The organism is bacterium SCSIO 12741, assembly GCA_024398055.1.
Classification (GTDB): Bacteria; Bacteroidota; Bacteroidia; order Flavobacteriales_G; family Salibacteraceae; genus SCSIO-12741.
Map to the genome: position 1 here is coordinate 1,722,910 of CP073749.1, position 13,466 is coordinate 1,736,375.

The window sequence follows — 13,466 nt, forward strand, 5'->3', positions numbered from 1 at the left end:
CTGTATTTTGGCATGGTGCTCCTAAGGGGATAGGAAAATTTACACCATGAATTACCCTTACTTCAGCTCAAATTCCTTTAAAAAGATCTTTTTGTTCCAACTTATCTTCTTAAGACTGGCTTTTCTTCAAGCTCAAACCATTCAAACAGACATGGCCTTAGAGTTAACGGTATGCCAGGAGTCGGATACTTTGAAAGTGACGGTATATAATGATTTGTCACAAGCGTTTTCCGGTCTCATTGTGGAGACCCAGTTACCCACGGGAATAGAGTATGTTGCTGGAAGTACAAGAGAGCTTACGTCTCATGGCTTAACAGTTTTGGATAGTTCAAATTTGGAGCGGCCAACTTTTGGGGCCACATTCCTGGGTGTAGGGGATAGCCTGAAGTTTTGTTTGTTGGTTAAGGCGGACCCAAAAGCCGTTAATTACCTGCAGCAAGGGAATACACTTCGAGTCTTAACCGACTTGCAATATCAAGGTGGAAATGCACAACAATATTCCAACGCTTTTAATCTGTTGTACCCGGCGCTGAGTATAACTCAGGTTTCTCCAAGTACCACTCAGGTTAATTGTGGAGATCAGGTTACTCGTACAGTCACCGTGGTTAATGCCGGATATGGCAAAGTTGATCAGATCCGAATTTCAGATGTTCGCAACGATGCTCGGTTGAGCGCGGTTTCGGCCAGTCATGGTCAATGGAATGCCACGGGCGACACGCTTACCCTAAGCAGTTCCGACTTTCAAGGAATTGGAAACAACGATGGTTTTTTGGATCCCAATGAATCTATTCTGATTGTTCAGACCTTTCAAGGGTCCGGTTGCCAGGATGTAACGGTTACCTCCGAAATCAATACCCATTGGGGCTGTTCGGGAGAGAATTTGGCTGGTGTTTCCACTTATGGTCATGTTCAAATCAAGTATCAAAAACCCAATATTTCAGCAAAGGCGACTCCAAGTTTGGTGACTTGTTTTGCCTCAGGAGACTTAAGCGGCCAGAAATTGGAGTTTACCAACAACGGCCAAGGAACCGCAAAAGATCTTGTGTTAAACCTGTTCAAGTCGAGCGGGTCGGGATATGACCAGAGTTTGTTTTCCAAGATTGTGGCTGAAAGTTTTGTGTACCAAATAGATGGAGGAACGCAAGTGGCCATATCTCCGGATAGTGTAGTTGCTACTCAATCTTCCGGCTCTTATTCCTGCTTGGGTCAAAACCCTGTGGGACAAGTTTTTCTGAGTTTACCCGATTTGGCCCCTGGACAAAAACTCACCCTGGAATGGGATATGAGTCACTGTGCCATTTCCGTATGCCAGGGTGAAGAGGTTAGCGGTTGGGCCTATTCCCTGGCTTATGAAGATGGTTGTGCGGTCAACTATTCGAAGAGCGGGACCGGACAAGGTACCTTGGATGCCAACATGAGCATTTTTACCGAATCACCAACCGACATCAAAGACCAGGAAACCAAAACATTTACCTTCAGCATTTCAAGCTACACCAATGAACTGCCATTAGGCACAGGCGGTCGTTTGCGTTATCGCTTCGACATTCCTCAAGGATTGGCTTACAGTCCAGCGGCAAATACCCTGAATTTGACCAGTGGAAGTTCTCAATGGCCGGCTTTAAAGTCTTCCTGGGATGCCCAAAATCGAGTATTGGAAGTAGACTTTGCCTTGCCGGTTAATTTCGCCCTCCCAAAATCAGAAGTGCAGCTCAACTTGACTGGAGATTGCTCGGTGGTAGGAAGCACTCCTGGATTGACCGTGGACTATGGCGTATCCTACATTCCCGATACCACTTGCTCCACGGTTGTAAGTATTCCTTTTCTCTGCAACCAGTCTGTTGAGGTGGATTTGCATTGTCCGCTTTCAGGGCCTTGCCAAGGTGTTTATTTCCAGAATTATTCCATTGTCCGTACCAATTTTGGACAACCGGATAACAACCAGGATGGCTTGGCAGACAATAGTGGAAGCCTGGATTTAAGTAAAATAAAATCTCAGCGAGTGATGGTTGGAGATACCCTGCAAGGAGTTTTTACCGGGGTGGTTCAATCTACCGGTTCGTCTCAGTGGTCGTACGCTTACGCCAGTTCTGAAATCGAAAAAGGAACCTACCTCGATGCGATCGATGCGACCTTGAATATTTACGACGCATCGGCTCAAGCTTATTACACCGTTACTGTGTCCAATCCTTCAGAAACCGTTTCTGGAACCAACAAGACCTTTGCCTACGATATTTCGGCTTTTCAATATGTCTCGCAAAATGCGGCGTTAAATCAGTGGAAATACAGCCCTGGAGACTCCATTGAATTGGTTTGTCGGTATCGGGTAAGTAGCAACCCAGGAGGTATAGTTGAAGAGGTGAAGGTGGACAACAGTCTATACCTTTCCTTTATGGCTAATCCAAGTTCGGGTGGAGGTTATTCCTGCGGCTACTACAACGGTCGTTTTACCCTGATTGGTTACTTCTATAACAACTCCTCCAAAAACAACTTTACTGTGAACTCCTGTACCCGGGTGATTCAGCAAAACTTTGGCATGAGTATCGGTGATTGCTGTTCAAATTATGCCGGCGGGAACCTCTTTCCCTTTGAATACCGCAATTGGGCTGAAGTAAACAAAGCTCGTGTGGTAATTCCACAAAACTATCAGTTGGTTAACTCCTATGTACGTATGCGGAGAACACGCACTACAAACGCGTACATTACAGATTGGCGATACAATTTGACTCCAACTCAAAGTCAGGATACCCTTATTTATGACCTCAGTAGCTTGTACGCAGGCAAGGGGGGAACTGTTCAACCCAGTGATGAGGGCTTTATCGGGACCTTGTATCTGGAAGTGGCTCCTACTTGTGACGTACCCACTAACACTTATGAAGACATTGATTGGCAGTTTAATTTTAACCAAAGCACAGCCTTGGGCTCGGCAAGCACCGCCTACCTGACCACAAATGCGGACCGCATTCGTTATCGCCCGACTCAATTGGCGATGAGTTCACCCGCCCCTGTGGTAGACGGACTTTCCAAAACCGTGACTTGGCAATTGGAGATTAAGAATTCTACTTCCAACACCGATGCCAATAATTCCTGGCTCCATTTTATTCTTCCTTCGGGAGACTTGACCCTGGTAGAGGTTCGTGATACCGATGCAGATACTGTATTAACCCAGGTAAGCGATATCTACCCCATGGGTAAAATAGCCAGAAACCGCACCCGTAAGGTAAGTATCACCGCTAAGTACAGTGCCTGTAATGCCGATAAACTTTGGGTCTATACCGGATATGAGTGTTCGGGATACCCGTCCTCCTATTACGCCTTTACCTGCCCAAAATCGAGTTATGAGCTTCGGGTTGAGCCTAAGTCTGCAGGCATTCAAGCCCGAATCAAAGGGGCCACTGTTGGTGGGGCGTGTTCGGGAACTGTAGAAGTAGAAGTGGAAGTGGCTAGTGTGTACTTCGCTTCGGCAGATAGCATTGATGTAAGCTTTCAGCTGCCTGCCAGTGGAAGTATGAGCTACCGTTCCGGATCAAGTCAGTTTGAGTATCCGTTGAACTCCGGTTGGGGAGGCATCAATGATCCACAAAATGGAGGAGTCTCGTATTCCTATGCTACCGCTCAGGTCAATAGTACTTTGGGTAGTAGAGGATTACCAGGAGTGTTAAACCTCGATTCAAACAAATTCAGACTCAAGTTTGAGTTGGACCTGAGCTCTCAATTCAAGCCTGGAGAGTATGTTCAGTTGACCATTGCCGGCCAAGAGATTTGTAGAAGAAAACTGCCCACACTCAACCTGGCCTATGATCCATCTATTCGATTTGAGAAAAACCAAACTGCTGGCTTTCAAGGTGGCGGAGGCGACTCCTGGAGCGTATCCTGGATGGACTACAATGGCGATGGATGGGAAGACGTGTATTTTACCGAATACGATCCCCAAAAGAGCGGGCAACTATGGAAAAACAAAGGCGATGGAACCTTTGAGAAAGTATTGAGTGGGGGAGATCTCACATCTGCGTTGGGTGGAGCAGTCACCAGCACCTGGGGCGACTACGATAACGACGGTGACCCGGACGTTTTTATAGCGAACAACATTGGAGCAGGGAACCAGTTGTTTCGCAACGACGGAAACGGGCAATTTACCGAAGTATCGGCCCCTGGCCTGGTCGACTATAGCGGCTACTGCCATGGCGCAGCCTGGGGTGACTACGACAACGATGGTTACCTCGACTTAATCGTGTGTGAATTTATGCCCACACGTTTCAACTTATTGTATCACAACAACGGTGATGGAACATTTACTAGGGTGGAGTCTTCCGTAGTCACTCAGGAGGCCCGTTATTCGATCGGGGCTTCCTGGGCTGACTACGATAACGATGGCGACCTGGATCTTTTCATGCCGAATACCAATAATCAAAAGAACAGCCTTTTCGAAAACATGGGCGGTACTTTTGAAAAGGTGTTGCAAGCGCCATTTACCACTGATTCTGGCAACTCGGTAGGTAGTAGCTGGGGCGATTACGACAACGATGGCGACCTGGATCTTTTTGTGACCAATGCCGGTAATCAGGATAACTTTTTGTACCGGAATGATGGAGCCGCAGGTTTTACCAAAATCACGAATGGAGCGGTTGTGAACAACGGCGGTCATTCCCACGGAAGTGCCTGGGCCGACTTGGACAATGATGGCGACTTGGATCTATTCACAGCGAACGATCAAAACGGAGAGAACTTCGTGTACATGAACGATGGAAATGGAAATTTCTCTCGGTTTCAAACCGGTATGACCGAAGAGCGTTCACAGTCTTTTGGAGTAGCCCTGGCCGACTTCGACAATGACATGGACTTGGATTTAATGGTGGCAAACCGCGCTGGAAACGACAATGACTTTTACGAAAACGAAACTGGAAGTTGTCAGTCCGCCTTGTGCGTCAAGTTGACCGGAACCCAATCTAACCGTTCGGCGGTTGGAGCCAAGGTACGGGTTAAGGCGACCATTTATGGAGTAGCCGTATGGCAAATGCGAGAGGTTTCCGCCCAATCGGGAGGAGGAGCCGGAGGACAAAGTTCCTTGCGTCAATTGATTGGATTGGGAGATGCCACTCAAGCGGATTCGGTAATCATCGAGTGGCCATCTGGGTTGAAAGAATACTATACTCAGGTGAATTTGCAGAACTGTATGGAGCTTACCGAGCCCGCAGGAACATTGGTTTCAGGTCGCGTGTTTATTGATCAGAACAACAATTGCCAATGGGATCAAGGGGAGCAGGTATTGGCCCATCAAACCGTAGAATTGACCCCGGGTCCGAGGTATGTATCCACCAATTCTGAAGGAAACTACGAGACCTATCTTGAAATGGGAGCCTACACCTTGGCGCTCAAAGATTCCAGTTCCTGGAAAGCAAAATGTGGGGCTTCAACCATTACGCATAGTATTTCGGTAAGTGGTGCTTCGGGTGAATCTCACACTGGGCTTGATTTTCCACTTCAGGCTCAAAATGCCTTGGCCGATGTAAGTGTAACTATTGGGGCGTCTGCTCTTCGCCGCGGTTTCCGAAACAACATTTTGGTGAATTATGGCAACGAAGGAACCGTCACTGCCAAGGATGTTTGGGTAGGAGTAGAAGTGGATCCCGATTTGGTATTGGTAGAGACCAGTATTCCCTGGGATTCAGTTTCTCAAAACACCTACTTCTGGTATTTCGATTCGCTTCCGGTTCAAGCCTATGGCCAGTTAGTCTTAACTGATTCTGTTTCGTTGGCTGCCACTTTAGGAGATTGGAAAAACATTCCAGCGAGCATTACCACTTCTACTGCAGAAAACAACTTGGCTAATAATCAATCATTGGCTCGGGAAGAAATTGTAGGAGCTGTAGATCCAAACGATAAATTGGCCTGGCCACGTGGTTTTGGAGCGGCTCATTTGGTTTTAGCTTCGGATACCTTGACCTACAAAATCCGGTTCCAAAATATAGGTAACTACCCGGCTGCCCGAGTGGTGGTTTTGGACACCTTGAGTGGCGACTTGGACTGGACCTCCTTGCACGATTTAAAAATGAGTCATGACGGTGAGTTTACCCTTTTTGAGAATGGCGTACTTCATGTTCTGTTCGATGGAATTGAATTGCCGGATAGTATGTCTGACCCGTTGTTGAGTCAGGGTTTTATCAGCTTTAAAATACTGCCTCGGGTTCAAACTCTGTCCGGTACCGTGATTCGAAATACGGCTGCTATTCAATTTGACTTCAACGATTACATCATTACCAATGAAGTGTTTCACACGGTGGTGGATCGTATGGATGGAGATGAATGGGTGAAAATGATTGTTTATCCTAATCCAGTGCAGCCCGAATCGAAGTTAGAGCTGGTGATGACAGGCGAGGAGCATTTACCGATTACCATTCGACAATTGCAGGTTTTTACCCTGTCGGGAACGCTTGTTGCCAGTCGGGAGATAGATGAACCAGGACCCGTATCTCTGGACGATATCCCCTGGGGTAATGGTATGTACATTCTGAAAATTCGCGATGAGTGGAATCATCCCTATACCGGCAAAGTAATGGTGAGGTAAAACCTGGGAATTATCGAAAAATACGGCAAATGACGTAGACCATTTACTGGGATTGGGCGAGAACTTTGTATCAAAAATCGCTCATGAAGAATGTTCTATCAATCGCCTTGTTACTTCTATCTGGAAGTTTGCTGGCACAACCCGATTTTACCAAAAACGATATGCCCGATATTGGCGATCAGGATACGATCTTGTATTTGACCTACCACGCTATTACTAACGACCTGGATGCTGAGACCGGAAATGGATACAATTGGGACTTCTCCGATTTGATGTTTAACCTGGGTTTTTATGAAACAGATTCATTTAGAACCAAACAGCATCCGGTAAGCTCAACCCACCCTACGGCAACGATAGAGGAGTTTAGGCAGGGTTCAGCAGGCCAATTTGTTAGTCTGTTTAGCTACCGAAACGACACCCTATTTCAACACAGAACTGGAGGGGTGTCCTCCGGAACGAGTTTTAATCCCCCGCTGGCTTCCATTGTTTATCCGATAGGGTTTAACCAGAGCTCAGATGTAACGGCGCCTATTTTTGTAGGAGCAAACCAGGTTGGCGAAAGAAGAACCACGACCGATTACGATGGCTTTGGCACCCTCAAAATGCCTGGCAATACGAATTACTCCAACGTGTTTCGCATCAAGAAGGTAGAAGTAGACACCAACTACATTCTCAAATCCACCACGACCTATACGCAATACATCTGGTACAAGCAGGGAGGAGGGGTACCCATTCTCAGATTGCTTTACTCGGGAGCTTCAAACCTCTATTTCGTTTATGGTAATAAAACCAGTGAAGGCGGTGGCGCCCCAGGTCCATCTGCCCTAGTAAGTACCCCATCCAATGAATCGATTGACCTATTTCCGAATCCAGCAAAAACCTGGCTGCAAGTAACTGGGGGCGACCTGGAGAAGGTTGAAATATGGGACCAGTCAGGCCGCAAAATGGAAACCCAATGGCAAGCTGATAAGATTTCGGTTGAAGACTACCCTCAAGGGGTTTATTTCCTGCGGGCATCCTTGAGTTCCGGCCAGTTGGTTCAGAAGCGGTTCATTAAGAACTGATCCGAGAAGCACTCCTAAATGTGGCATATGACCTATAGCAAAACCCGAACGGACGTGAGAATTTTGCCTCAAATGGAACACATGAAGGCACTAAAATGGATGGGCTGCGCAATGATCTTGTTATTGACAACAAGTCCGCTAATCGCTCAGAAGAAGAAGTTAACCATCAAGAAACCCAACCTTCGGATCGGTGAGAAAATCGGTAACCTGGCCGGAAACATGATGACGGCGAAAACCGACGACCTTGGTGCCACGGCGCCCATTGTAACCCTCATTATGGGGGTGTATCCGGTTGAGACCAAAACGTCGGAATCCAAATACTTTCCCAAAAACACCCGTGAAGGCGATCACCTGGTGTATACCACCTTTATGAAATCGGAGGGTATGGGGATGTACAAGATTTTGGGGAATGTATCCTGCGAAGGGGATTCACTCGATTACGTTGGAGTTGGCTCTTATGGGCTCAATTTCGATAAACCCGTTGAGGGCCCAAAAAAGGTGGACATTACCACCGAAACAGGCGGAAAAGCTACCGTAACCGTAGAGCCTATTCCGGAGGTAGAAATTCTGGAAATTAACGGAGACCCTACCATGCCCATTCTGGATTTGAATGAAGACTTTACCCTCAAAATTTCTCACCCGGAAGGAGCAGAAGGAACCACCATCAAAGTGGGCTTACTTACCGACGTAGCCGGTGCCCGGGCCTGGAACTACTTTGCCGATTTTAAGGCCACAGATAAGGTGATCACCATCCCTAAAGAAAGCTTTTCCAGCCTTGAGATTAATGGAAAGCTGGGTGCCGGGCAGGTGAATAAAGGGCTGAACTATTTGGTGGTTTTGCGACAAAAAATCACAGAATATGGGGAAACCACTCCTGAGCAGGCATCCGGAGATTGCGGAAAAGTAAAAATACAAGTTCAGGCCTATGGAGCGAAACCGGTGATCGTAAAGGGAAAACAGGAAGAAGGAGTGATTACCGAGCTTAAATTTTCGGGTAGGGCCCGAAAAAAATACGCCTACTCCATTTACAAACCTAATGCGCGTACTGGTATACCCTTTTCCAGAGCCAGCAACTTTGGCCTTGCCTCACTCACCATCAATGGACGTACCTACAAAAAGGAGTCTAAGTCAGGAACCAATACCTGGACCGTTGGTGACACCCGGTATACCCAAACCTGGACGCGCACCACTACCTACGAATTTCCACAACTGCCGGACGAATACTGGGAAACGGCCATGGAATCCTTTTACCAGAGCTGGGAAAAAATGATGGCCGAAAAGTTCTCTATTAAGCATGTTCCGGTTGAAACCATTACGAGCGACCCTGTTTACACCGAGTTTTTCCCAATTACCGAGCAAAACACAAAAACCCGGATAAGTAAGAATTACAAAAACACCAAACGAGTGAGCCCGGAATCGCTGCGGGAGATCATGAAAACGTTGAATGATGATTCGTTTGGAGAATTGATGAAATCAACTCGGGTTGATGGTATGGTGAGCCTGGAGATCAATTTTGATATTGGCGCTAATCGGGACAATAACATTGTGCTTTTGCCTAAAGTCAAGTTTTCTATCCAGGGCATTGACGAAACCAAGGAAAACCGACGCGGAGTGTATGCTGAAGGATTTATCACCTTGAGCACCGGCGTGCCTTTTTCGTCAGAAGCACTAGAGGGTAATCCTGAATACCTGAGTCATATTCTCAACCTGGAAGAACTGATGGCCAGCATTAGCTACATGTTTGATGCCTTGCGTCAAAAAGAGGTGGAAATGGGCTATGATAAGATCTGGAATATCGGAGAGTAAGGGGCTTGTAATGGGGAGGTTTTAGGAAGTTAAGTTTCCATAAGAGCCAAATATTCAATAAATTGTGCGGTATGGGTGCCGTTTTACGGATTTGGCCCAAGTACTTAAACCTAATTCTAACCGCATGACGACCAGAAAATCACCTCTCCTTCTCACCTTGCTGCTTGTTGTTTTTGCTTCCAGTTTACGAGCTCAAACGTTTGACTATCAGTGGAGTCATTCTACTCCGGTTTTTCCTGGCGGAATTACTTCCAAGGATTCCAATCACATGTATTTTGCGGGAACCTTTATTGGAACCAAAGACCTTGACTTTTCTCCAACAACGCTCATGCTTACTCAACACCCGACCTATTCCGGCGGATTTTTTGGTAAGTATGACACCAACCGAAAGGCGGTTTGGGTTAAGTCAATTACTTACATAAAGCCGGTTGGAGGTTTTATTGATGGAATGATAAACGAATCGGTTCATTTGGACGCCAATAACAACCTGTACATCGCCGGAGGTATGGGTGGTTTATTTGATTTTGATCCGGGAACGGGGGTTGATACCTTAAGATCCTCCTCCTTGGGCTTTGCCAGTCAATATGTGGCCAGCTATGATTCCGTAGGTAACTACCGATGGGCGTTTAAAACCGACGCTCGTGATATTCACATGGTGGTAGATGATTCTGGCTACGTCTATGTAGTAGGCCACTTTGATGGAACTGTGGATTTTGAGCCTGGTACTGGAATCACCTCATTAACCAGTCAATCCGCATCCGATGATGTTTATGTGGCCCGGTATAAGCCCAATGGATCCTTGGACTGGGTAAAACAAATTGGGGGTGCGGACGACGAGTATGGAAGAAGAATTTCCTTTCATAAACAAGGCATTCTAATTGGTTTAGAGTTTAAAGGAACTGTTGATTTTAACCCGGGTTCGGGAGTGAATAATGCGGTTAGCTCCGGAGATTTTGACCTGGCCGTTGTGAAGTTGAAAAAGAACGGAGATTTTCAATGGGTCAAATCCGTTGGTGGCTCTTTGAAAGAGTATTGCAATGGCTTGGGCTCTTATGGATCGGGTCAGATATACATGAGCGGGACTTTTGCTGGAACGGCTGATTTTGACCCATCGTCCAACCAGGCTAATCGAGTATCCAATGGTAGTCGGGATGTTTTTCTTCTTCAGCTTGATTCAAGTGGAAATTTTCTGGATGTATTATCTGTCGGGAGCTCTGGAAATGAAGAGGCTCATTGGATGACTTTGGATGATACGGGAAATGTAATGGTAACGGGATACCTCCGTGGTACAGCCGATTTTGACCCGGACACGGCCGTAAAAAATGTGACCGGAAGTAACGTCGGAGATTATGCCTTCGTGGCTATGTACGACTCCCAACTGGACCTGATTGACGCCTATTCTTACAAAATTGGATCAGGATACGTGGTTCGTGCGGACTATCACAACGAAGGTTTTACCGCAAGTGGGGACAATACCCTAAACTTTGACGCCGATCCTGGGCCCGGTGTAGCGAGTATAGTATCTGCCGGCAACGAGTCTTATTACATTCACTACTCAGTCACCCCAGCTCCAAAACCGGTTGTATCGGTTAATGACACAACTCATCTTTGCAACGGAGGTAGCGTTTTGTTCAGGGGACAGCAGGTAAGTATCGCTGGTTCTTATCGCGATACTGTGGTCGGAGCGACGGTAGATTCCCTCTTTCACTTGCTGCTAACCACTGGATCACCCTCCCAAAGCAATGTAACCATCCATGCCTGTGATTCCTTTACTTCTCCAAGCGGAAAATTTACTTGGATGAGCAGTGGAAATTACCAGGACACCTTAGTCAATTCCAGCGGTTGCGATTCCGTTTTAAGCATTCAGCTTGTTCTACACTATACCGTATTTACCACTGATTCAATTACGGCCTGCGACACCTATACCTGGGGAGGAAAAAGCTACCAATCCAGCAACTATACGGCTGTAGATACCCTCCAGTCAGTTGGTGGATGTGATTCCATTGTCAGTTTGGCCCTTACCATCCTTAACCGATCGGGGGCAGCTCTTTCCGTTACGGCATGTAACGAGTACACCTCACCCAGTGGTAATTATACCTGGAGCAACAGTGGGACCTATTTGGATACTATAGTCAACCATGTTGGGTGCGACTCCATAATCAGTGTGGCTCTTACCCTGGTAGGGAGTTCGAGTTCCACCGATTCCGTTATAGCCTGTGACCGATACACCTCTCCCAGCGGCAAATACACCTGGAAAGCCAGTGGAACCTATCAGGACACGCTAACCAATAAAGCCGGTTGTGACTCTCTTCTTTCGATTGTACTTCAGATTAACAAAAGTGTAAGCACCCACGATACCGTTCGGGCCTGTTATTCCTATACCACCAGCAGCGGAAAGGTTTGGAGTAATTCAGGAATCTATCTGGACACCTTATCGGCGAGTACGGGGTGTGATAGTTCAGTAACCTATGTGGTCACCATCGATACCGTGGCTTATTTGTTTGGGTATAAAGATCCTCACACCTTGTTTGCCCGTTCTAAGGGAGCTACCCTAAAATGGCTCGATTGTGATAACAATTACTCGGTAGTAAGTGGAGCAACAGATTCCATTTTTAGTCCAGGAAGAGTAGGTTCGTTTGCCGCTCAAGTTACTCAACATGGGTGTATCGATACGACCGAATGCAAGTACATGGATCCGTCCTCGGTCCAAGATGCTGTGGGCGGAAAAAAGGTGAGAATTTTCCCTAATCCAACAGTGGGCCAGGTTCATTTATCATTGCCCAAAGGGGAAGAAACCGTAGCCATAGAGCTTTTGACCCTGCAAGGAGTCAGGCTTGAATATTGGGATTCTTATCGAGCCGAAGATCCTCTCGATTTTAATCATTTTAAGGCGGGTACTTATTTCATAAGAATATTTAGCCAGGGAGGGAGGCTACTTCATCAAGAGCGTATCATTAAGCAATGATGAAGTAGGTGTATAATGCATTAGTCCCTCCTAATTAGTTCTTAAAATCAGGAGCTTATACCAACGGTTTAGGGTGTTTGGGAGTCCACCCATTTAGACATCACCCTAAAAACCCTGCCTTATGAATCGTTTAGCTATCCTCCTTTGTTTTTGCCTGCCAGGAATGGTTTGGGCTCAGCAAGAACCGCTTTACAATCTCTTTTGGAACAACTACTCAGTGTACAACCCTGCAGCTTCCGGCCTTTTCCACAAACACCATGTACATCTCAATGGCCGACTAACGGATTGGGGACGGTACCGCGAACAGAAATTGGTTAATGCCGGATATGACTACCGCATCGATGGCTTAAACAGCGGAATCGGAATTAACTATTCGTTTAACGAAGTAGGATTTGCACAAACCCAAAAATTGGGGATCAATTATGCCTATCAGGTTAAACTTAAAGGTGACCGGATTATCAGTGCCGGAGTCGCCGGATTTTATCAGGTTCGGGTAGCCGATTGGAGTGCAGCTACTTTTGGAGACCTTTATGCAGATCCTGCTGCAGGCCTTGATATGGCCAGCAATGCGTTTGATATGAACTTGGGAGTGTTCTACAAAGGAAAACATCTTTGGGGAGGAGTTTCCGTCACCCAGCTTTTGGAATCAGAATTGAGCTACTACCAAAACCGCCGCCATTTAATCGCAAACCTTACCTATGATTTCAAGTTGGGAGCGAATTGGCAAATACAACCCACCGCCTATTTAATAACCACTATAGACCCGTGGCTACACGATTACCATTTCAATGTGCGAACCATTTTTCGCAAAACCTATTGGATAGGGGCAACCTACCGCTACGATACCGCAGTTGCCGGAATGGCGGGTATTGAGATCAAACAAAAATTTCGATTGAACTATGCGATCGATTATGTGTACAACAAGGACCATCATGGTTCACGGGTTTCTCAGGAGATTGGCTTGGCATTAATGTTAAAAAAGAAGTCCTCTTAACTGAAAATCAGCCTCATTCAAAACCAAAGGGGCCAGATTCAAAAAAACTTGTCATACGTGTTGAAACCGTTGCTA

General features: G+C 46.5%; 5 protein-coding genes. All 5 read left to right on the forward strand.

Annotated elements, in window-relative coordinates; translation table 11 throughout:
* Positions 1–46: 46 nt before the first annotated feature.
* Positions 47–6,562 (forward strand): VCBS repeat-containing protein, encoded by a 6,516-nt coding sequence (locus tag KFE98_07360; GenBank protein UTW63948.1) that lies wholly within the window; start codon positions 47–49, stop codon positions 6,560–6,562.
* Positions 6,563–6,645: 83 nt separating this feature from the next.
* Positions 6,646–7,626: a T9SS type A sorting domain-containing protein gene (locus KFE98_07365; GenBank protein UTW63949.1), complete on the forward strand. Its 981-nt coding sequence runs from the start codon at positions 6,646–6,648 to the stop codon at positions 7,624–7,626.
* Positions 7,627–7,653: 27 nt separating this feature from the next.
* Positions 7,654–9,432, forward strand: coding sequence for a hypothetical protein (locus KFE98_07370; protein UTW63950.1), 1,779 nt, complete (start codon positions 7,654–7,656; stop codon positions 9,430–9,432).
* Between the two features lie 124 nt (positions 9,433–9,556).
* Positions 9,557–12,397, forward strand: coding sequence for a T9SS type A sorting domain-containing protein (locus KFE98_07375; protein ID UTW63951.1), 2,841 nt, complete (start codon positions 9,557–9,559; stop codon positions 12,395–12,397).
* A gap of 121 nt (positions 12,398–12,518) precedes the next feature.
* Positions 12,519–13,391: a PorP/SprF family type IX secretion system membrane protein gene (locus KFE98_07380; protein UTW63952.1), complete on the forward strand. Its 873-nt coding sequence runs from the start codon at positions 12,519–12,521 to the stop codon at positions 13,389–13,391.
* The last annotated feature ends 75 nt before the right edge of the window (positions 13,392–13,466 follow it).

What these genes read in the sequence shown, in the direction of transcription:
- KFE98_07360 (UTW63948.1), top strand. Translation starts at nt 47, where the DNA reads ATGAATTACCCTTACTTCAGCTCAAATTCCTTTAAAAAGATCTTTTTG.
- KFE98_07365 (UTW63949.1), top strand. Translation starts at nt 6,646, where the DNA reads ATGAAGAATGTTCTATCAATCGCCTTGTTACTTCTATCTGGAAGTTTG.
- KFE98_07370 (UTW63950.1), top strand. Translation starts at nt 7,654, where the DNA reads ATGACCTATAGCAAAACCCGAACGGACGTGAGAATTTTGCCTCAAATG.
- KFE98_07375 (UTW63951.1), top strand. Translation starts at nt 9,557, where the DNA reads ATGACGACCAGAAAATCACCTCTCCTTCTCACCTTGCTGCTTGTTGTT.
- KFE98_07380 (UTW63952.1), top strand. Translation starts at nt 12,519, where the DNA reads ATGAATCGTTTAGCTATCCTCCTTTGTTTTTGCCTGCCAGGAATGGTT.